Source organism: Stutzerimonas stutzeri (assembly GCF_024448955.1).
Taxonomy (GTDB): Bacteria; Pseudomonadota; Gammaproteobacteria; order Pseudomonadales; family Pseudomonadaceae; genus Stutzerimonas; species Stutzerimonas stutzeri_AQ.
In genome coordinates, this window is the sequence record NZ_JAMOIH010000011.1 from 144,715 (window position 1) to 166,073 (window position 21,359).

20 protein-coding genes are annotated in these 21,359 nt (G+C 63.3%); 9 read left to right on the forward strand and 11 right to left on the reverse strand.

All coding sequences use genetic code 11. The features are described from left to right. Positions 1-23: 23 nt before the first annotated feature. The 6 genes from phnE to NA645_RS13465 form a co-directional block, all read right to left on the reverse strand. A complete protein-coding gene (gene phnE / locus NA645_RS13440) occupies positions 24-818 on the reverse strand; it encodes a phosphonate ABC transporter, permease protein PhnE (RefSeq protein ID WP_256049271.1) in 795 nt (264 codons plus the stop codon). Between the two features lie 52 nt (positions 819-870). After that, complete coding sequence (gene phnD, locus NA645_RS13445; RefSeq protein WP_256049272.1) at positions 871-1,881, reverse strand: phosphonate ABC transporter substrate-binding protein; 1,011 nt, start codon at positions 1,879-1,881, stop codon at positions 871-873. A 47-nt stretch (positions 1,882-1,928) separates the two neighbouring features. Beyond that, positions 1,929-2,774 (reverse strand): phosphonate ABC transporter ATP-binding protein, encoded by an 846-nt coding sequence (gene phnC, locus NA645_RS13450; protein ID WP_256049273.1) that lies wholly within the window; start codon positions 2,772-2,774, stop codon positions 1,929-1,931. A gap of 161 nt (positions 2,775-2,935) precedes the next feature. Continuing rightward, on the reverse strand, positions 2,936-3,361 hold the full coding sequence (locus NA645_RS13455; protein ID WP_256049274.1) for a DUF192 domain-containing protein: 426 nt from the start codon (positions 3,359-3,361) through the stop codon (positions 2,936-2,938). Between the two features lie 66 nt (positions 3,362-3,427). After that, complete coding sequence (locus NA645_RS13460) at positions 3,428-4,204, reverse strand: DNA-formamidopyrimidine glycosylase family protein (protein WP_256049275.1); 777 nt, start codon at positions 4,202-4,204, stop codon at positions 3,428-3,430. Positions 4,205-4,496: 292 nt separating this feature from the next. After that, complete coding sequence (locus NA645_RS13465) at positions 4,497-5,378, reverse strand: RluA family pseudouridine synthase (protein ID WP_256049276.1); 882 nt, start codon at positions 5,376-5,378, stop codon at positions 4,497-4,499. Positions 5,379-5,564: 186 nt separating this feature from the next. Between NA645_RS13465 and NA645_RS13470 the strand changes: the two genes are divergently transcribed. Both NA645_RS13470 and NA645_RS13475 read left to right on the forward strand, forming a co-directional pair. Further along, positions 5,565-6,368, forward strand: a complete 804-nt coding sequence (locus NA645_RS13470; RefSeq protein WP_256049277.1) for a DUF899 domain-containing protein — start codon at positions 5,565-5,567, stop codon at positions 6,366-6,368. A 198-nt stretch (positions 6,369-6,566) separates the two neighbouring features. After that, on the forward strand, positions 6,567-8,366 hold the full coding sequence (locus tag NA645_RS13475; RefSeq protein WP_256049278.1) for a thiamine pyrophosphate-requiring protein: 1,800 nt from the start codon (positions 6,567-6,569) through the stop codon (positions 8,364-8,366). 403 nt (positions 8,367-8,769) lie between these two features. On the opposite strand, the gene NA645_RS13480 is transcribed toward NA645_RS13475, so the two are convergent. Further along, positions 8,770-9,036, reverse strand: a complete 267-nt coding sequence (locus NA645_RS13480) for a PepSY domain-containing protein (RefSeq protein WP_256049279.1) — start codon at positions 9,034-9,036, stop codon at positions 8,770-8,772. A 164-nt stretch (positions 9,037-9,200) separates the two neighbouring features. Further along, entirely contained in the window at positions 9,201-9,560 is a 360-nt protein-coding gene (locus tag NA645_RS13485; protein WP_256049280.1) for a copper-binding protein, read from the reverse strand. A gap of 148 nt (positions 9,561-9,708) precedes the next feature. Between NA645_RS13485 and NA645_RS13490 the strand changes: the two genes are divergently transcribed. From NA645_RS13490 to NA645_RS13505, 4 genes are read left to right on the forward strand one after another with little or no spacing between them, the layout of a single operon-like run. After that, positions 9,709-10,017: a PepSY domain-containing protein gene (locus NA645_RS13490; protein WP_181105156.1), complete on the forward strand. Its 309-nt coding sequence runs from the start codon at positions 9,709-9,711 to the stop codon at positions 10,015-10,017. After that, positions 10,017-10,322: a PepSY domain-containing protein gene (locus NA645_RS13495; RefSeq protein WP_131650925.1), complete on the forward strand. Its 306-nt coding sequence runs from the start codon at positions 10,017-10,019 to the stop codon at positions 10,320-10,322. Before NA645_RS13490 ends, NA645_RS13495 begins: the two co-directional genes overlap by 1 nt. Then, positions 10,322-10,987: a response regulator transcription factor gene (locus NA645_RS13500; protein WP_256049281.1), complete on the forward strand. Its 666-nt coding sequence runs from the start codon at positions 10,322-10,324 to the stop codon at positions 10,985-10,987. The genes NA645_RS13495 and NA645_RS13500 overlap by 1 nt, the downstream gene beginning before the upstream one ends. Next, positions 10,984-12,312 carry a sensor histidine kinase gene (locus tag NA645_RS13505; protein ID WP_256049282.1) on the forward strand — a complete coding sequence of 443 codons (1,329 nt, stop codon included), beginning with the start codon at positions 10,984-10,986 and terminating at the stop codon, positions 12,310-12,312. The genes NA645_RS13500 and NA645_RS13505 overlap by 4 nt, the downstream gene beginning before the upstream one ends. Before the next feature lie 35 nt (positions 12,313-12,347). Here NA645_RS13505 and NA645_RS13510 read toward each other — a convergent pair whose 3' ends face one another. Then, the gene (locus tag NA645_RS13510; protein WP_131650928.1) at positions 12,348-12,563 is read right to left on the reverse strand and encodes a hypothetical protein; all 216 of its coding nucleotides are present in this window, start codon (positions 12,561-12,563) and stop codon (positions 12,348-12,350) included. A gap of 1,297 nt (positions 12,564-13,860) precedes the next feature. Here NA645_RS13510 and NA645_RS13515 point away from each other — a divergent pair. Beyond that, complete coding sequence (locus tag NA645_RS13515) at positions 13,861-15,093, forward strand: exonuclease SbcCD subunit D C-terminal domain-containing protein (protein WP_256049283.1); 1,233 nt, start codon at positions 13,861-13,863, stop codon at positions 15,091-15,093. Next, positions 15,090-18,737, forward strand: coding sequence for an AAA family ATPase (locus NA645_RS13520; RefSeq protein ID WP_256049284.1), 3,648 nt, complete (start codon positions 15,090-15,092; stop codon positions 18,735-18,737). The genes NA645_RS13515 and NA645_RS13520 overlap by 4 nt, the downstream gene beginning before the upstream one ends. Positions 18,738-18,782: 45 nt before the next feature. On the opposite strand, the gene NA645_RS13525 is transcribed toward NA645_RS13520, so the two are convergent. Further along, entirely contained in the window at positions 18,783-19,307 is a 525-nt protein-coding gene (locus tag NA645_RS13525) for a cytochrome b (RefSeq protein WP_256049285.1), read from the reverse strand. A 266-nt stretch (positions 19,308-19,573) separates the two neighbouring features. Between NA645_RS13525 and NA645_RS13530 the strand changes: the two genes are divergently transcribed. Then, entirely contained in the window at positions 19,574-20,335 is a 762-nt protein-coding gene (locus NA645_RS13530; protein ID WP_256049286.1) for a phytanoyl-CoA dioxygenase family protein, read from the forward strand. A 434-nt stretch (positions 20,336-20,769) separates the two neighbouring features. Here NA645_RS13530 and NA645_RS13535 read toward each other — a convergent pair whose 3' ends face one another. Further along, positions 20,770-21,315 (reverse strand): ankyrin repeat domain-containing protein, encoded by a 546-nt coding sequence (locus NA645_RS13535; RefSeq protein WP_256049287.1) that lies wholly within the window; start codon positions 21,313-21,315, stop codon positions 20,770-20,772. Between the last annotated feature and the right edge of the window lie 44 nt (positions 21,316-21,359).

Consider the following 21,359-nt stretch of genomic DNA (forward strand, 5'->3'; position numbering starts at 1 on the left):
GACGCGCGCGGCGCCCTCTCCGATCAGATGAACAATTTGCGCAGGCGCTGGGACACGATGTCGATCACGCTGACTACCGCCACGATGACGATCAGCAGCGCGCAGGTCTGGCCGAACTGGAAGCCGCGAATGGCCTCCCAGAGAATCACGCCGATGCCGCCAGCGCCGACCATTCCCACCACCGTCGCCGAGCGCACGTTGGATTCGAAGCGATACAGCGCGTAGGAAATCCACAGCGGCAGGACTTGTGGGATGACGCCGAAAATCACCTCCTGCAGCGCGCTGGCGCCGGTGGCACGCACGCCCTCAACCGGGCCCGGCTCAATCGCTTCCACCGCTTCAGCAAATAGCTTGGCGAGCACGCCGGTGGTGCCGACGAACAGCGCCAGCACGCCAGCGAAAGGCCCGAGGCCGACCGCAACGACGAAGAGCATGGCGAACACCATCTCGTTGATCGAACGGCACGCATCCATCACCCGCCGGACCGGCTGATAGACCCACCAGGGTACGATGTTCTCAGCGCAGAGAATGCCCAGCGGAATCGCACAGAGAATTGCCAGCACCGTGCCCCAGAGGGCGATTTGCACGGTGACGATCATCTCCTTGAGGTACAGCTCCCAGTTGCTGAAGTCCGGCGGAAAGAAGTCGGCGGCGAAGGTGGCCATGTTGCCGCCGTCGCGGATCAGCGCCAGCGGGTTCATCTCGGCGCCCTGCCAGGACCAGCCGAGCAGCGCCAGGAACAGGCCCCAGCCGATCAGCTTGAACCAGGAGTGCTTCTGCGGTGCGGCAGCTGGGGTATGTGCGGTCAGTGAAGTCATCGGATGCTCCGGCAAACAGAAGTCGACCGCCGCTTATGCGGCGGCCAGCGGATCAACCCGCCGTGGCGGCTGCGGTTTTTTGCTGGAGTTCGGCCATGCGCTGCTCGAGCGCGGCAAGCTGGGCGTCCAGTTCCTGCAATTTCGCCTGCTTGTCGCTTTCGTCGAGTTTGCTGTTGCCGGCGACTTCGCTGCGCTGCTTGAACAGCTCCAACTGGCGGATCGGCAGCAGCTGGTCGTCATCAGAAGCGCGGAACTTGCCCCACTGCAGGTCGGCCAGCACCTCTATCTCACCGGGCTGATCGCCATAGGTCATGAAGAATTCGCGGATCTGGGCCTTGGTCGCCTCCGGCAGGTTCTTGCGCCAGACCATCGGGTCGGCTGGGATCAGTGGCGAGGTCCAGATCACCTTGAGTTGAGCCGCCTTCTCCGGTGCGGTCAGCTCCAAGCGCTCCATGCCCTCGTTGTTGAAGGTGCCAACGTCGACCTGCTTGTTGGCCACCGACAGGGCGTTCACTTCGTGGCTGCCGTTGAGCGAGCGCTTGAAGATCTTGTTGGCGTCGACCTTGTTCTTGGCGAACACGTAATAGCCCGGCACCAGATAGCCCGAGGTGGAGTTCGGATCGCCGTTGGCGAAGGTCAGCTTGGCGGCGTCCTTGAGCATGTCGTCGACGGAGTCGATCGGGCTGTCCTTGTGCGCCACCAGCAGGCTGTAGTATCCCTGCGCACCATTGGCGGCGACGGTCTGGGCGAAGATCTCGCCGCCGGCGCGGTCCACGGCTTCCATCGCCGACTTGTTGCCGTACCAGGCCAGGTCGACCTTGTCGAAGCGCATGCCCTGGATGATGCCGGCGTAATCGGGAGCGAAAAAGGCGTTGATCTTCATCCCGGTGCGCTCGCTCATGACGGCGAGGAACGGGTCCCAGACGGACCGCAGATTCTGCGAGGACTCGGTGGAAATGATGCCGAAGTTCAGTTCCTTGCCATCATCCGCGTGGGCGCCACCCAGCAGCGAGCCGGCCAGCAAGGCGGAGGCGGCCAGGACGCGACCAATACGATTGAACATGGAAAAGCTCCTGTCATTGGATGATGTTTGGGTTGGCAATTGGCTGTTCAGGCCTTGGCCAGGCTCAGCGTGCGAACCGGAGTCGGCGACGCCGCAGCGGGCGCGCGGGCCTGATCGGAAAACAGAAGATTGGCGTCCAGATCAGCGCCGTAGAGGTCGTTGAGAAAGCGCGCATCGAGGTCGGCGCAGGCACCGTCGTAATGGATGCGGCCATCCTTGAGCGCCACCGCCCGACGGCAATAGCGCAGGGCGTAATCGACTTGATGCAGGGTCACCACCACGGTCTTGCCGTCGCGCTGATTGATGTCGGCGAGAATGTCCATGACCTTGCGCGCGGACTCGGGGTCGAGCGAGGCGATAGGCTCATCGGCAAGTATCACTTCGGCCTGCTGAGTCAGCGCACGGGCGATGGCGACCCGCTGCTGCTGACCACCGGAAAGCGTCGAAGCACGCTGCTCGGCACGATGAGCCAGCCCTACGCGGTCCAGTGCTGCCAGCGCCTGCTGCTTCTGCTCGGCGCTGAACATGCCCAGCGAACCGCGCCAACGCGGCATGCGGCCGAGAAAGCCCAACAGGACGTTGTCCAGCACACTGAGGCGGTTGACCAGATTGAACTGCTGGAAGATGTAGCCGATGTCTGCGCGCAGCCGCCGCACGTCGCCATTCAGGCGCCCCGCCGACTGCACTTCACGCCCGAGCACCTGAATATTGCCGCCGCTGCGGTCACAGCAGGCCAACCCGGCAATGTGCCGCAGCAAGGTGGATTTTCCGGAGCCCGAAGCGCCGATCAGCGCCACCATCTCGCCCGGCTGCACGGAAAGCGCCAGGTCATGCAGGGCACGTTTGCCTGCGAAGGTCTTGTTCAGACTGTCGACACGGATAACCGCATTCATGGACCGTCTCCCTCATCGAGAACGACGGCAGCCCTTGTTGGCTACCGTCTGATGAGGCATGACCTTAGGCACGGCCAATGTCGCTTCGGCGACGACTCCATGACGGTTTGATGACTTGTCTAAACAGGCGAAACGGCACCGCCACCGCTCGCGGGTCGTCGTCAATCGACGCTGGGAATGCCCTTCACTTGATCACCGGCCCCTTGCCGATGCTGACGAAACCAGCCCTGGTTCATCTCCAGCGCATAACGCGCCGGCTCGCGCGAACAGCGGATCGCGGTGCTCAGGGGCTCCAGGTCGATCACATCGACGATGCGTCCCTGCTCGTCCATGAAAGCCGCCGACAGCGGCAGCGGTGTGTCCTTCATCCACAGGCAATGGCGGCGAAAATCGTCGAAGCGAAACAGCATGCCGCGATCTGCCGCCAGCTCGGTGCGTTCCATCAACCCGCGTTCGCGCTCGGCGGGAGAACGGGCGTATTCGGCCTGCAGCCGTACGTCGCCCACACTCAGATCGAGCAGGGGTTCGCTGGCGACAGCGCAGGAAAGCCACGTCAGAAGAGATAACAGCAAGGCGGTAATACGCATCGAAGGGCCGGTCTCGAATGAAGAAACGCAGGGTGACGGACCGCCGAAGCATACACGTCGGCAGCGCTATTCTTCGGCGATCGGTTCCTCGACAGCGACCTGATCGCTCTCGCCGTAGCGCTTCTGACAACGCTCGCAATGGAAGCTACGGCGTTTGCTGCGGCCCAGGGATTTGGCTTTGACGAAGGGAATCTTGCAGCGCGGGCAGGTGGTTTTGGTATGCGCCAACCAGTGTTTCTTGAGCGTGCCCTCGCGCTTCCACTGGAGGAAATCGAAGCTGTAGGTGCGGACCTCACTTGCCAGCTCGCGCAGCTTGGGTGCCGGCAATTCACCGATCAGCGACAGCGGATGGATGCGCGTGCGGAACAGCACTTCGTTCTTGATGATGTTGCCGGAGCCGGAGAACAGCGTCTGATCCAGTAGCGCATCGCAGGCCAGCAGCCGGGGCCGTGCACGCAGTTTCTTCAGGGCTGCGCGCCCATCCCAGGCGTCGCTCATGACATCCGCGCTCCAGTCGTAGGCCTCATCCAGCGGCCCCTCGATGAACTGCACCGAACAGCCATAGAAATTCAGTTCGCCGCTGGCGAACCCCAGGCTCAGGCGCGGCGCGGATTCCTTGCGCTCGTTGATTCGGTAACTGCCGAACAGCAGCAGATGGATGCGCAGGGAAACGTCGTCCAGCTCGATCAGGAAATGCTTGCCCCAACTGCGAAACGATCGCACCGACTGACCGACCAGCCGCGCCTTGTCGAGCTTGGAGTTGCCCTCGGCGCGTTCGATGGTTTTGCCGGTGAATTCGGCGACTTCTTCGCGAAGAATGACGATTGAAGGACCTTCGGGCATGGCGATATCGCTTCGGCTGGGGCGTTATCGATATCGACTGGTGTCAGCCGCGAAGGTGCGACGGTCATCGGAGGCTTCGCGAGCTAGCTCGCTCCTACGGGAACAGCCAACCGGGGCGACACGTAGCGCTTCGCTTGCTTGCCCCGGCAGGACATCAGCATGATCGAGGCTCGAAGCTATCCGCCCGCCTTACCCTCGTAGGAGCCAGCTTGCTGGCGAAGCTTTTGCCCGCCGCTCCATCGGGTTCGCGAGCAAACTCGTTCTATATAAAGGCGCACAGGGTCCAGCGGCGTCACCAATCCAGCTGCAGACGGCTTTCGAACCGGCGCGGCTCACCGGTCAGCGGATCGTCGAATTGCAGCCCGCGTGCCAGCAGTTTGAGTGGCTTGGAATAGTCATCCTGATCCCGGCGCCCGCGCTCGATCAGCTCCGGATAGAAGGGATCGTTGCAGATGCCCGCCCCCAGCGTTGCCATCTGCAGGCGCAGCTGATGCTTGCGCCCGGTGACCGGATAAAGTGCGTAGCGCCACAGTTCCTCGCGGCGCTCCAGTACCTCGATACGCGTCTCGCTGTTGGGCTCGCCATCGCCCCGCTTCATCAGAAAGAACGGCTCGCCATCGACCATGTGCAAACGCTCCTGACGCGGAAATTCCAGCTCAGGCAACGCCGGGCTAATCGCCTCGTAGCGCTTGTCGATCTTGCGCTCACGAAACAGCGCCTGATAACGGCCACGGCTTTCGGGATTGGTGGAGAACAGCACCAGCCCCGCGGTCAACCGGTCGATGCGATGAATCGGCACTAGATCGGGGTTGCCCACGCGCTTGCTCAGGCGCGCCAGCAGGGTTTCGTTGACGTATTCGCCGGCCGGCATCACCGGCAGGAAGTGCGGTTTGTCCGCCACCAGCAGATGTTCGTCGAGATGCAGTACCTGCTCCTCGAAGGGAATCGGCTTCTCGTTCGGCACCTCGCGAAAGTAGTGCACCTTTAGCCCGACGCGATAAGGATGCGTCGCCGCAAACGGCTGCCCATCGGCCCCCAGCACGCGGCCTCTGGCGAAACGATCGAGCCAGGTGTCGCGGTCGATGGCGGGAAAATGCGCGCACAGGCAGTCGAGTATCGTGTCCCAATCGCCCTGGGGCAGATGCAAGGTGCTGCGAGCGTTGGGAGCGGGCATGGCGGCGACACGCGAAGGGAAACGGCCGACGATGATACCTGACCTCGCCGCGAGCACTCCGACGGCGGCGTTCGAACTGCCTCAGTTTCATGGTCTGTCGATTTGCACTGGCGTCGTTCGACCATCCTGGAGCGCATCGAAAAACATCCGATGCTCCATCGTTCGTTCCGCAAACGGAGGTCCACGATGAACAACCATCCAATCGTTTCTCGCCAGCAGTGGCTGGCCGCCCATACCGAGCATCTGCTCAAGGAAAAGCAGGTCACCCATCAACGCGAAGCCCTCGCCGCCGCCCGTCGCGAGCTGCCCTGGGTGCTCGTGGACAAGCGCTACACCTTTCAGGACGCGAACGGCCCGGTGGGCCTGGTCGATCTGTTCGAGGGTCGCAGCCAGCTGATCATCAAGCACTTCATGTTCGGCCCCGACTGGCATGAGGGCTGTGTCGGTTGTTCGTTCGAGATGGATCACTTGCAGGGCACCCTGGTGCACCTGGCCAATCACGATGTCAGTGTCGTCGCGGTGTCGCGGGCGCCTTTCGCGGCGCTCGACGCATTCCGCCAACGCATGGGCTGGCCGATCCGCTGGGTGTCGTCTGCCGGTAGCGATTTCAATCGCGACTTCCACGTTTCGTTCGATCCCGAAGACATCGTCGACGGCAAGGTTTTTCACAATTTCGTCTGGCAACCGTTCGAGTGCGAGGAGCTTTCAGGTTTCAGCGTGTTCTACCGCGACGAGGACGGACGCATCTTCCATACCTTTTCGGCTTACGGGCGTGGGGCAGAGGAGTTGTTGGGTAGCTATGTGCTGCTCGACATGACGCCTAACGGGCGCAACGAAAACGGCCCGCAGCACAACCTCACCGACTGGGTCCGGCACCATGATCGCTACGGCAGCGGTGACACTGTCGATGTCACCGGACGTGCCAGACCAGGCGATTCCACCGCCTCTGCCGGCTGTTGTCATCAGGCAGAGCCTCAGTCACCCAGCTGAAGAATTGCGAGTGGCAGGGCGGCGCTCGTCCCAACTCAGCGGAACGGGGCGCCGGGGGGATACCGGTGGGCTGAAGCCCACCCTACAGGGCTGAAGCTGGCGAACCCTGGCGGGATCGTCCGGTCCAGACTAGAACACCCGGCACCGAGGCCCCGCCCGGGTGCCCGACCCCTTCGAGTCCAGACAAGGCGAGCCCCCATGGCAAAGACAGTTGGCGACTACCTGATCGAACGTCTCTACCAATGGGGCGTTCGTCGCATCTACGGCTATCCGGGCGATGGCATCAATGGCGTATTCGGCGCGCTCAACCGGGCCAACGGGAAGATCCGCTTCATCCAGGCGCGGCATGAGGAAATGGCGGCCTTCATGGCCTCGGCTGATGCCAAGTTCAACGGCGGTCTCGGTGTCTGCATCGCCACGTCCGGCCCCGGCGCGACTCATCTGCTGACCGGGCTCTACGACGCGCGCATGGACCATATGCCGGTGCTGGCCATCGCCGGGCAACAGTCGCGCACGGCGATGGGCGCGCACTACCAGCAGGAAGTCGACCTGGCGTCGATGTTCAAGGACGTCGCCGGAGCCTTTGTTCAGCAGGCGGCCGCACCGGCGCAGGTGCGGCATCTGATCGACCGGGCGATTCGCACCGCGCTGGGCCAGCGCGCCGTCACCGCGATCATCCTGCCCAACGACCTGCAGGAAATGGAGTACAGCGAGCCACCGCGTGCTCACGGCGCGGTGCATTCCGGCATTGGCTTATCGCAACCCAAGGTGGTGCCCTACGAGGCGGATCTGCAGCGTGCCGCCGAGGTGCTCAATGCCGGCGAGAAGGTAGCGATTCTGGTGGGCGCCGGCGCGCTGAATGCCACCGATGAAGTTATCGCCGTAGCTGAAAAGCTCGGGGCCGGCGTCGCCAAAGCGCTGCTGGGCAAGGCGGCGGTACCGGACGACCTGCTTTGGGTCACCGGCTCCATCGGCCTGCTCGGCACCGAGCCGAGCTACAAGCTGATGACCGAGTGCGACACCCTGCTGATGATCGGTTCGGGCTTTCCCTATTCCGAATTTCTGCCCGAAGAAGGTCAGGCGCGTGGCGTGCAGATCGACCTCAAGGCCGACATGCTCAGCATCCGCTACCCGATGGAGGTGAACCTGCAGGGCGATTCGGCGGAAACGCTGCGCGCGCTGCTGCCACTGCTGCAAGAAAAGACCGAGCGCACCTGGCGCGGCGAAATCGAAAAATGGCGTGCCGACTGGGACGAAACCCTGGAAAAACGCGCCTTGGTCACGGCCGACCCGATCAATCCGCAGCGCGTCGCCTTCGAGCTATCGCCGCGATTGCCAGACGCGGCCATCGTCACCAGCGACTCGGGTTCCTGCGCCAACTGGTATGCCCGTGACGTCAAGCTGCGCCGCGGCATGATGGGTTCGTTATCCGGCGGCCTGGCGTCGATGGGTGCCGCCGTGCCCTACGCCATTGCGGCCAAGTTCTGTCATCCGGAGCGCTCGGTGGTGGCTATGGTGGGCGACGGCGCGATGCAGATGAACAACATGGCCGAGCTGATCACCGTCGCCAAATACTGGAAGGAATGGCAGAACCCGCAATGGATCTGCTGCGTGTTCAACAACGAAGACCTGAACCAGGTGACCTGGGAGCAGCGGGCGATGGAGGGCGACCCGAAGTTCGAAGCCTCGCAGAACATCCCCAACGTGCCCTACCACCGCTTCGCCGAATCGATTGGTCTGAAGGGCATCTATGTCGACCGCGAGGACCAGGTCGCCGCGGCCTGGGATGAAGCCTTCGCCGCCGACAGGCCGGTGCTGATCGAATTCAAGACCGATCCCGACGTGCCGCCACTGCCGCCGCATATCAAGCTGGAGCAGGCGAAAAAGTTCGCCACCACGCTGCTGCACGGCGACCCGAACCAAGGCGGGATCATCAAACAATCGGTCAAGCAGGTATTGAGCAAGGTGATGCCAGGGCCGGATAAGGACAAGCACTGAACCTACGCCGGCCGCACCCGCGTACTGCGATCCCCTGCTCGTCGCCTTGCGCAGCTTCGGCTTGCCGTTACCTCGCGCTGCCGGTATCACACGAAGCGCCGACGAAGCCAATGCGTTGAGCATTGCGAAGTAGGTGATGAGAGGAGTTCTGGCTGAACCTGCCGTACCGTTGATCACGGGGCCTGACGAGGTTGTTATTGAAACGCGTAGAAATCGATCAGCAGGAGCTCAACCGCCGTAACGCAGCCGCCGCTCTGACGGAGGCCGAACGGATCGTCAACGGGGCTGGCCAGGCCCTACGCCGCCGACACTGTGGAAAGCGAACGGGGTGCCGAGCGGGCTGCCCGCCCGCAATTTTATAGATAGCCGGCCCGCCGCTTGCGCTACGGCGGGCCCGCCACGATCATTCTTCCTTGTCTTGAGTGATTTCCCCGGTCTTGCCATCCATCTTGAATTCCCAGGTTTTGCCGTCGGCCTTGGTGCCTTCGCCTTCCCAGGAATTGTTATCGGCGTCGATCGAATGGAGCGTGGTGTAGCCGGCGGCCTTGGCCTTCTCGACGGCCTGTTCGAGGGTGATCCAGTCGGCGCCCGGCTTGTCTGCCAGAGCAAAGCCGCTGGCGCCTCCGAGAACGGCGATGGCAAGAGCTGCGGTCAGTTTCTTGTGATACATGAGCGTGATCCTCGTGATGATTCATCGATGCGAGCCGCAACCAAGCCGTGTGAAAAGCTACTGCGTTTTTCACACGGCTGGTAAGCGCGGCCCCTGTTGAATACGAGGCCCGCAGTCAGCAAAGGGTTCCTTGCAGCCCGTCTGCCATGGGTGACGAGACTGTGTCAGCGCTTGTCAATGGAGACGATCGCAGCCTCGTCGCCCTCGCTTTGAAAGCCGATCCGCACCGCATCGCCCACGTCCAGGCCCTCGAGTTGCTCCGGCCTGGCCTGAAACTCCATGGTCGAAGCCGGCCACTTCAGCGCCGGGACCGGACCGTGGGCGATGGTCACCACGCCTCGCTCGCGATCCATGGCCTCGATCGTGCCGGTGGCGCGCATGACCGGTTCGGAGACCATTTCGGTGGCGGGTCCGGCGTCGATATCCGGCGATTGCGCCGGCGTTGCGGGTTTGAGCAGATCCTTGGCCAGTGCCGGCTGGACGAGCAGCAGCAGGCTTAGCGTGACGCAATGAAGCGCTTTCATGACAGACCTCCCGATACAGGTGGACGTACGCGCATTGGACAATGCGCCCGCCGCTATTGCTGCCAGTGAATGTTTGTCCGCGTTCAGCTTCGCGTAAGCCGCGGCTCGTAACCTGTGAATCGTCAAAACCCACACAGGAAAACGAACCATGAAAACACTGACTACGCTGATCACTGCCGCCACCCTCGCCCTCGGCGCCAACCTGGCCATGGCCCGCGACCTCGGCCCGGATGAAGCGCTCAAGCTGCGCGACGCCGGCACCATCCAGTCGTTCGAGAAGCTCAACGAAGCCGCACTGGCCAAGCATCCCGGCTCCACCATCGAGGAAACCGAGCTGGAAGAGGAATACGGTCGCCACATCTATCAGCTTGAACTGCGCGACGACAAAGGTGTGCAATGGGACATGGAACTCGACGCCAAGACCGGCGAAGTGCTCAAGGACCATCAGGACGACTAATGCGTGCCACCCTCTTCCTAGCGACTCCCTTGGCTCTGCTGCTCGCCGCCACCCCGGCGGCGAGTCGCGACCTCGATCAGGACGAAGCCCTGCGGCTGCGCCGCGAGGGGCTGATCATGCCGCTCGAAGCGCTCTTGCAGCGCGCCATGGAGCGCTATCCGGGAGCCCGGCTGCTGGAAGCAGAGCTGGAAGAAGATGACGGCATCTATGTGTATGAAATCGAACTGCTGACCACCAACGGCATCGCCCGCGAGCTGGAAATCGACGCGCGCGATGGCCGTCTGCTCAAGGATGAAGAAGACTGATGCGCCTGCTACTGGTCGAAGACAATGTGCCACTGGCAGACGAACTGATCGCCAGCCTCACCCGCCAAGGTTATGCGATCGACTGGCTCGCTGATGGCCGCGACGCCGATTACCAGGGCGGCAGCGAACCCTATGACCTGATCGTTCTGGACCTCGGCCTGCCCGGCAAACCGGGGCTCGAGGTATTGCGCGCCTGGCGCGCGCGCGGCCTGGCAACGCCAGTGCTGATTCTCACCGCCCGCGACTCCTGGGCCGAACGCATCGAGGGGCTGAAGGCCGGCGCCGACGATTACCTGACCAAACCCTTCCATCCCGAAGAATTGCTGCTGCGCATCCAGGCGCTGTTGCGCCGTACCCATGGCGTGGCCAACCAACCACTGTTGCAGGTCGGCGGGCTGGCGTTGGACGAAGCGCGCCAGCGCTGCAACAAGGACGGCGAGGACATCGACCTGACCGCCGGCGAGTTCCGCCTGTTGCGCTATTTCATGCTGCATGCAGGTCAGCTGCTTTCCAAAACCCAGCTGGCCGAGCATCTCTACGACGGCGAAACCGAGCGCGACTCCAATGTCATCGAAGTGCACGTCAACCGCCTGCGCGGCAAGCTCGGCCGTGAGCTGATCGAAACCCGTCGCGGTCAGGGCTACCGCTTCGGCGGCACGCCTTGAGGTCGATTCAGCGCAGCCTCAGTCTCGGGCTGGTCTGCGCCCTGCTGCTGGTCGGCCTGCTGCTGGTGCAGAGCAGTCTGTGGCTGTTCGAGTCAGGTTTGCGGCGCAACCTGGCGACCGACCTGCGCGAGGAAACCGAAGGCCTACTGATCGCGGTGGTCCAGGGCACCGAAGGTTTCAAGCTGGACTCGAGCCGGCTGAACCCGCGTTATCAGCGGGCGTTTTCCGGCCACTATTTCCGTATCGAGCTGCCCGAGCGCAGCTGGCGATCGCGCTCGCTGTGGGACGCCGAACCGCTGTGGCCGACGCGCAATGGCTTGGCTAACAATCTGCTGGAAGGTCCGCAGCAACAGCGGCTGCTGGCCTATCGCGCCGAATATCGCCGCGATGGCCAACGCATCGTCATCAGCGTCGCGCGCGATTACACGCCGGTTCTCAAAAGCTTCGCTCAGGTTCGGCTTGGCGGGCTGGGGCTGATCGGCGTGGCACTGCTGGCGTTCCTGCTGTTGCAACGCTACGCCGTGAAGCTCGCCATGCGCCCGCTGGAACGTGCTCGCCAGCAAATCGCGCAGCTGCAGCAGGGCCAGCGCCAGCAGCTGGATATCCAGGCGCCAATCGAACTGCAGCCGCTGGTGGATCAGATCAATCGCCTGCTGGCGCACACCGACGACACCCTCAAGCGTTCGCGGCACGCGCTGGGCAATCTAGGCCATGCGTTGAAGACACCGCTGGCGGTGCTCGGCAGCCTCACGCAGCGCGAGGAGCTGACCGCCTATCCGCAATTACAGAAGGACCTGCGGGAACAGCTGGCGCAGATCCAGCAACGCGTCTCCCGCGAGTTGGGCCGCGCCCGCCTGGCTGGCGAGGTGTTACCCGGCGCCTATTTCAATTGCCAGGAAGAACTCGCGCCGCTCTTCGAAACGCTGAAGATGATTCACCGCCGTGATCTCAATCTGCATTGGAAAACGCATCCGGATTGCCGCCTTCCCTGGGACCGCGAGGACATGCTCGAACTGCTCGGCAATCTCTTGGACAATGCCTGTAAATTCGCCCGTTCGGAGGTGCTGCTGAGCATCGATCAGACGCCGGATGGCTATCTCATTCAGGTCGAGGACGACGGACCGGGAATCCCCGCCGACCGCCGCGAAGCGGTAATGGAGCGCGGCACTCGCCTGGATGAGCGTGCCGAAGGGCATGGTCTGGGGCTTGGCATCGTGCGGGATATTCTGACGGCCTGGAACGGCCGGCTATCGCTGGAACAGAGCGATCTGGGCGGATTGCGGGCGTGCATTCATCTGCCGACGCAACAGCGTGGGCGAAGCTAAACCGGGAGGCGAAGAACAGCGGATGGAGCGGGGAATCACTGTGCGCGGGCCAGCTCGTTGCGCATGTCTTCCAAAATGGTTTCGACCAACAGGCCGTTCTGTACCTGCCGCCCCGAGACCATTCGAATGGCTTCGGTACCGTTGATGGGATAGCCGATACGGACAACCAGATATCCATCGTCCTGCGGCTCTACTCGGGTCTTATAGTCAGGAGGGAAATGATCGGCAAGGTGGCGGGACAGGGTTTTCATGAATGCCTCAGGCGCTGGGTCTGACACAAAGACCCAGCAATGGACGAGGAGATTCCAACCGCTCATCGGATGACCGTCTATCGACAAGAAACTGTAACCTTCGATACCCGTCAGGCTCAGTTCCCTTCGCTACGTTTATGAGCAGTCAAAGCCACTCACGATGACGCTGTCCACGGTCGGCTGTATTGAAGTGCGGCTTGAATATAGGTAGGTTCGCGCGCACGTCGAACCGGCGGTCAACCCTACGCGAGGCTGAGAGCGGAGCAGAAGGCAATCATCGAAACCGACTACGGAATGGAGAGCGGCGTGCTGTGCCTCGAGAGGAGTGGAGCGCGGGTTCAGTATGCGCTGCAGCGTTATCAGGCAATGCGGCGGCGCAGTGGATTCAGGTGGCGAGTCTGCAGAAATTGAAGAGGTGGTTTGCATTGATGAGCCCGCCACACCGCATCGTGCTCCGTTGGGTCCCCCTCGCTTTGGGTAGGAGCGAGCTTGCTCGCGAAATTGTGCTGACGGCACCACCCTATTTATATGACGCCGCGCTTGAGGCGCCCCAGACCTCAGGTTTCGCCCTGCTGGGCGCCTCACTTTTTTCAAACGCCGGAAGGCCGGCCCCCAAAAAAGTAAGCAAAAACGCTTGCTCCTGCACCGGACTAGGCGTCCCCGGTTCGCTGCGCTCGACTTCCCTCATTCCATCCTCGTTCCGGGGGCCGGCGTACAAGGGCCATCCATACCGATGGCGGCCCCGACCCTTTACGCCTCTCGCGGCATCCATGCCGCTCGCTCCCCTCCACCACGAGAATTCCATTCGGCCTCCTGAAAGGGGCGTTCGGTGTCGTCTGGTAGATCGTACGCATGGGTACAAGCAAAGCGATTTGCTTCTACCGCTATTTAGGAACTTTCAGACAACTCGGACTAAATTCCCCTTCAGGAGGCCGAACGTAGGCGCGGCGCAGGGGGACGCGAGGCATGGATGCCGAGCGAGGAGCGATGGGACATGGATGCCCCTTCGCGACGACCCCCGGAGCGGCACCGGAGCGAGGGAAGTTTTGCGAAGCAAAACCCGGATGTTGGGATGGCCTTCTTTTTGGTTACTTTTTCTTGGCCACTCAAGAAAAAGTGACTCGCCCAGCAGGGCGAAACCACTGCCTCAGCCAAGCACGATAAACAGCCGCGGCCACCAAACCCAAAGACACAAGCTTCGCGAGCAAGCTCGCTCCTACGAAAGCCCCTCACGAAACGTGCGCGGTAACCGCGAGGTGGAGCCGCGCCCACTCCCAATCAAAAAGACTCTTTCCGTATGCGCCTGATCCACACTTCCGACTGGCACCTTGGCCAAACCCTCCACGGCCAGGACCGCGACTACGAACACGCGCAGTTCCTCGCCTGGCTGCTCGACCAGCTCGTCGCCCACGCAGCAGACGCCCTGCTCATCGCCGGCGACATCTTCGACACGGTCAATCCGCCGCTCAAGGCCCAGGAACGCCTGTACGACTTCATCGTCCGCGCCCACGAGAAGCTGCCGCAACTGGACATCGTGATGATCGCCGGCAACCACGACTCCGGCGGCCGCATCGAGTTACCGGCACCGCTGATGAAGCGCTTGAATGCCCATGCCGTCGGCCGAATCAGTTGGATCGCCGAAGGACAGCTCGACCACGGCCGGCTGCTAGTACCGCTGCACGATGCCAACGGCCAGATCGCCGCCTGGTGCCTGACCCTGCCCTTCCTGCGTCCGGCAGAAGTTACGGGCTTCGATACCGGCGATGACTACATGACCGGCATCCGCCACGTCCATCAACGTCTGATCGCCGCCGCCGAAGCCGCGCGCCAGCCCGGTCAGGCGCTGATCGCCATGAGCCACGCGCACATGGCCGGCGGCGCGGTGTCGGAAGAATCGGAACGTAACATCGTTATCGGTAACGCCGAAGCGCTGCCAGCCAGCCTGTTTCCCGAATCCATCGCCTATGTCGCGCTCGGCCACTTGCACAAGCCGCAGCAGGTCGCCGGCCAGGCGCGCATCCGCTATAGCGGCTCGCCGCTGCCGCTGTCGTTCGCCGAGGTGAATTACCCGCATCAGGTCCTGCTGGTCGAACTCGATGGCGATCGCCTGAAAGATGTCGAAAGCCTGCCGGTGCCGCGTGCGGTGGAGATGATCCGCATCGGTCGCGCGCCGCTGGCTGAAGCGATCGCCGCACTGGAGGCGTTGCCTCAGGTCGGCCTGTTCAGCGAGAACCTGCCCTGGCTGGAAGTGCGCGTGCTGCTCGACGAGCCGCTGCCGGACCTGCGCCAGCGCATCGAAACGGCGATCACCGGAAAGGCCTGCCGGCTGGTGCGCATCGCCAGTGAGTACGCTGGCAAGCGCGGCGAGGCGAAATCTGAAGTGCTGCTCGGCCTCGACCAGATCAGCCCGCAGGAGCTGTTCGCCCGCGCCTGGGAAGAACAGTTCGGCAACCCGCCGGACGAACAGGCCATGGACGACTTCGCCAGCCTGCTGCAAACCGTGGAGTTTGGCGAAGGAGACGACAGATGAAGATTCTCGCCATCCGCCTGAAGAACCTCGCCTCGCTCGCTGGCGAGCAGGTCATCGACTTCACCGCCGAGCCGCTGGCCAGTGCCGGGCTGTTCGCAATCACCGGGCCGACCGGCGCCGGCAAGAGCACCATTCTCGATGCGCTGTGCCTAGCGCTGTTCGGCAGCACGCCGCGGCTGGACAACGTCTCGCCGCTGAACAAAGTGCCGGACGGCGACGCCGAAATCGGCGGCGGCGACGAGCGCAACCTGCTGCGCCGCGGTTGCGGCAGCGGTTATGCCGAGGTGGATTTCATCGGCGTCGACGGCCACCGCTACCGTGCGCGCTGGGAGGTCAAGCGCGCCCGCGAGAAGACCGACGGCCGCCTGCAGGCCAGTAGCCAAAGCCTCACCGATCTGGACAGCGGGCAACTGCTGGCCAGCGGCAAGAAACGCGAATTCCGCGAACTGCTCGAAGCCCGCCTGGGTTTGAACTTGGCGCAATTCACCCGCGCCGTACTCCTTGCGCAGAGCGAATTCGCCGCCTTCCTCAAGGCCGACGACAACGAGCGCGGCACCCTGCTGGAAAAGCTCACCGACACCGGCCTCTACAGCCGCATCGGGCAAGCCGCCTTCGAAGCGGCCAAGTGCGCCCGCGAAGCGCTGGCGCAACTGCAACAGCAGGCCGGCGGCGTGCAACCGCTGGAACCCGAGGCACGCCAGGCGCTGGAAGCCCAGCACAACCAGCAGACGAATGAACTGAAAAGCCTGCAGCAACAGCTCAAGGCACTGGAACAGCAGCACCAGTGGCTGGCAGAGCTGCGGCGTCTGGAAAGCGACCGCAGCGCCGCGCGCACTCAATTGCAGGAGGCCGAAGACGAGCACGAACGCCTCGCCGACGCCCGGCGCATCCTCGCGCTGTTCGAACAACTGGCGCCGCAGCGCCACCGCTTCATCCGCGCGAGCGAACTCTCGCCGTTGCTAGCGAAGACCGACGAAACCCTTGTCCGCCACGAGCGCGAGCAGGCTGAAGTACAGCGCCGCCTCGATGAACTGGAACAGGCCTGCCATGCTGCGAAAGAGGCACTTGAAGCCGCCGAACAAGCACTCAAATCCGCCGTACCGGCGCTCGCCCAGGCGCGGCGTGACGAAGAACGGCTAAGCCACCTCGGTAACGACCTGCGTGAAGCTCACGAGCACGCCGAGCAGACTGAAGCGGCCACCAAGGCTGGCGAGCTGAAACTCGCCCAACTACATCAGCAACAGGAACAAGCCGCCCAGCAACTCGATGCCCTTGATGAACAGCTCGCCCGCAGCGCCGAGTTGCAACCACTATGCGCGGCCTGGAACGGCTACCGCCCGCGCCTGCAACAGGCCGTGCAGATCGCTGCCCGCCTGCGCCAGGGCCGCGCGGAACTGCCGGCGCTGGAAACCGCCGCCCTCGCCGCCGAAACCGCCCAGACCAGCGCGCGCCAGGCGCTCGATGCGTTGCAGGCGCAGATCGGCGGTGAGACCAGCGGGCAACTGGCGCAGCTCACGGCGCAACTCGATACCTGGCGCGCCGCCGAGCGCGAATTCGAAACCCTGCAGCGCCTCTGGTCGCGCCAGCAGCAGCTCGTCGCGCAGCAGCGCAGTCTGCAAAGCGAACAGAACCGCCAGCAAGGCGAACTCGAGGCGCTGACCCAAGCCGGCAAGGCCGCCCGCAACGAACGCGACGACGCGCAAAAGGCGCTGCAACTGGTGCAGGCCCTGCTGGAACGCCAGCGCCTGGCCCGCAGCGCCAATGTCGAGGCCCTGCGCGCCGCGCTGGTGCCGGGCGAGCCGTGCAACGTCTGCGGCAGCCTCGAGCATCCTTGGCACGACGGCCAGGCGCTGCTCGCCGCTCTGGATCAGCAGGACGAGTGCGAAGCCGAGCAGGCCCAACGGCATTTGCAGGCCCAGGATCAACGGCTGCAAACGTTGCGCGACCAGCACGTCGCCCTGTCTGGCGAGGCCAAACGGAACGCGCAGCGCCTGGCGGAAATCGCCGAGGAACTGGTCCAGCTGCAGCCGCAACTGGCCGCCCTATCCGCTCACGCCGAACTGCTGACTCAGGCGGAAACAGAGCAGCAGTCTTGGCTCGACAGTCGGTTGGCCACGCTCAAAGCTGACATCACCGCCGCCAACGCCCGGCAGCGCGAACTGCTCACCTTGCAGCAGCGCAGCGAAGCCCAGCAGAAGGCCTGGCAGAGCGCTCGGGAAGCGTGCGTCCAGGCCACCCAGGCGCTGGCTGGGCAACGCGACGCCATTGCCCGCGACGACGCACGGCTCGCCGAGGAGCTGGCCGAGTTCGCCGGTCTATTGCCCGCCGCCCTGCTTGAGCGCTGGCGCGAGGCGCCCGCCGAAACCTTCATGCAGCTCGATGGCCAGGTCGAGGCACGCCGACAGCAGCTTGAGCAACAGGCGCAGCTGACCGAAGTACGGCAGCAATGCCAGACCGCGTTGGAGCACGAACAGCTGCAACAGCAACATCGCTTCGAACGGCATCAGGCCTGCGCCGCGCGCCTCACCGAACTGCAAGCCCGCGAACAGGCTTGTAGTCAGAGCCTACGCCAAAGTCTGGGTCAGCAACCCAGCGCCCAGGCCTGGCAACAGCAACTGGAACAGACGATCCAGAGTGCTCGCCAGCAGCAGGCCGAGGTCGACCGGCAACTGAACGAGGCCCGACTCGAACTTACCCGCCTGGCCGGCGAGCAGCAGAATTGCCGTCAACGCCGCGATGAATTGCTGGCCGAACGCCGTGCACTGGACGAAGAACTCGCAACCTGGCGCCGCGCCCACCCCGAGCTGGACGACGCGACCCTCGCTCAGCTGCTGCATATGGAGGACGCCCTGCTCGACGAAGCGCGCCAGCGCCTGCGCGACAACAGCGAACAGCTGGCCCGTTGCCGCGAGCGCCTGGAAGGCTGCGATCAGCGAATCGCCGCGCATCGACAACAGCATGCCGAGATGCCGGACGTTGAAAGCCTGGAGCAGCAATTCGCTGCGCAACAGGCCAGCTGCGATCAGGCCGAACGCCACTGCGCCGAAACCCGCGCCGCGCTGCTCGATGACGACCGACGGCGCAACCAAAGCCTGGCCCTGCTTGAACAAATAGAGGTGGCCACGACCGAACACCAGCGCTGGGGTCGCATCGCCGCGCTGATCGGATCGAGCGACGGCGGCGCCTTCCGCAAGATCGCCCAGGGCTACAACCTCGACCTTCTTGTACAGCACGCCAACGTCCAGCTGCGCCAGCTGGCTCGACGCTATCGCCTCAAGCGTGGCGGTAGTCCGCTGGGGCTGCTGGTAATGGATACCGAAATGGGCGATGAGCTGCGCTCGGTGCATTCGCTCTCCGGCGGCGAAACCTTCCTCGTCTCGCTGGCACTGGCGCTGGGCCTAGCTTCGATGGCGTCGAGCAAGCTCCGGATCGAGTCCCTGTTCATCGATGAAGGCTTCGGCAGCCTCGATCCCGAATCGCTGCAGATCGCCATGGACGCGCTGGACTCATTGCAGGCCCAGGGCCGCAAGGTTGCGGTGATCAGCCACGTCGCGGAAATGCACGAACGCATTCCGGTGCAGATCCAGGTGCAGCGACAGGGCAACGGGCAGAGCGGGCTGCGGATCTTGGGTGGGGCCGGCTAAGGGGCTGTGAAGAAACGGGATCGGCAAGGTGCCGATCCCGACCGATCAACGCACCAACGGCAACATGCCCTTGAGCACGTCATCGCGACGTACGTAGTGATGCCAGAGGGCAACGGCGGCATGGCCGAGAATCATCGCGAAGAGCACGTACTGCCCGAGGATGTGAACGTCCTTCGCCACGCCACGAACGTTCGATGAGAACGGCAGCGGCCCGATCTCCACCAGCCAGAACAAGTTGATCGGCTTGCTGCCGAACAGCAGCCCGGAAATCGGCATCATCAATAGCAGCAGATACAGCAGGCCATGCCCAGCCTTGGCCGCGAACCGTTGCGCAGGGGACTGTTCGAGCTGTTGTGGCGGGATCTTGCGCCCGCGGTAGGCCAAGCGCAGCAAGGTCAGCAACAGCACGACGATGCCCAACGACTTGTGCAACGTGAACACGTCGCCCTTGCCGCCGAGCAGCGATGCGAAGAAATCCGCGCCGTAGGGCAGCGCGATGATCAACAGCACCAGCAAGGCGCTGAGCCAGTGGAACGCGATTTGTACGGGAGTAAAACGTGCGGTAGCCATCCAGACCTCTTTCTATCCAAGCGCCTCGCAGCGCAAAAAATCGGCGGCGATTCTCGCTCATAAGGCGGCAATACCCAAGTTAGAGCGTTTTCGCTATGTAACGAGCAGCACAAAAACGGTGCTACGAGCTATCGGATTGGCGCGAAGAAACGATGCAACGGTCCGCCGCCCGCCGCAACGACTGGCCATCGCGAGCGCGATAACAACAGACGAACCCAGGCGTTGAGCATGCTGTCGACAATCTACGTACCACCGAGCCTGCTGCCATGCCACGAACCCGCCATACCACCGAGCAACTGCGTGCCATGCATGAGCAAGGCTTCGTGCTACTACGCGGCATTCTGCAACCGCGGCAGATCGAAGACGTGCACGCCGCGATCGACCGCCTCGAGCCGATCCACTGGGATTATCAGGGATTGGTGGACGACCATTACAAATGCGTGTTCAACCGCGACCCGTTCTGGCTGGACTATCTCGATCTACCGGGCGTCATCGAGCTGGCCGAAGCCTGCCTCGGCGCGGATTGCCACGTCATCGGTCAGACCGCCTGGCGCAGTCATCCGGGCTTCGTCGGCGGCGAGCTGCATGCCGATTACCTGGCGATGGAATTGCCGGACAGTCTGCTGGCCGATCCGGCATTCGAGTTGCCGATGCAGGTCTGCACCGTGCATATCTATTTCGACCGGATCGATGCGGATCTCTGCCCCACGCTGGTGATTCCCGGCAGCCACCGCGCCGGGCGCAAGCCGTACGCAGGCGAAACCAGCTGGCACAGACGGATGCCCGAACCGGTGCTCTGCGACGCCGGCGACGTACTGCTGTTCCGCAGCGATCTCTGGCACGCCGGCAGCCGCAACCGCACACGCGACCGCAGCCGTTATCTGCTGCAGGTGCACTATGGCCGTCGCATGGTGGCGCAGAAGTTCTCGCCCTACCTGCACTTCGCTTTCAACCCCGAGATGCTAGCCGCCGCGACACCACGCCAGCGACGCTTGCTGGGCGAACATGCCGCCTCTGAATACGATTGAACCGCCCTTTCGCTCGAAAGCCGTAGAGCCGAACTTGTTCGGCCTTCCAATCTGCGGCCGAATAAATTCGGCCCTACGAATTTGTACTTTTCAATAAATCTGGCTATCAGCGCGAGCGAATTTCACTACGCGTCAGTCTGCCGACCGACTTCCCAGATCCTTTCCGTTTCGCTGCGATCTCGACGAAACCCATCCCGGACCGTAGGGCCGAATAGATTCGGCCCTACGAATTTGTGCTTTTCAATAAATCTAGCTATCAGCGCGTGCGAATGTCATCGCGCGCCAGTCTGCCGACCGACTTCCCAGGCTCTTTCCGTTTCGCTGCGATCTCGACGAAACCCGTCCCGGACCGTAGGGCCGAACTTGTTCGGCCTTGCAACCTGCGGCCGAATAATTCGGCCCTACGAATTTGTGCTTTTCAATAAATCTGGCTATCAGCGCGTGCGAATGTCACCGCGCGCCAGGCTCTTTACCGAGTTACCCAGCGGGTCGGTGGCGTCGAGGTCGGCGCCGCGTTCGCGCAATGCATCCAGCAGCGCCTCGCGCTGGAACAGCGCGGCGTACATCGCCGGCGTCTGCCCGGCGGCGTTGCGCTGGTTCGGGTTGCATTCGGTGGCCAGCAGGCGCTTGGCGACGCGCAGCTCGCCCTTGAAGATCGCGCCCATCAGCGCGGTGTTGCCGCGCTTGTCCTCGGCGCAAGCATCGGCACCGGCGGCGAGCAGCTGTTCCACGGCGTCCGCGTGGCCGTTGTAGGCGGCGAGGATCAGGGCGGTGTAGCCCTTTTCGTCGGCGATGTTCAGGTCGAACCTCGCCTGGATGAATTCGTCGAGGACCGGCCCGTCGCCGTGCCTCGCGGCATCGAAGAAATAACTGCGCAACTGGGCGTGCACCTGTTCGGCATCCGCCGCGGCCGGTTCTCCCTGCGCCAGTGCAAGGCTGCTGCCCAGCCAGAGGACCGCCAGCAGAATCAGACCTTTCATTCGCATTCTCTCCACATGAGAAGCCCGCGACAGGCGCGGGCTCG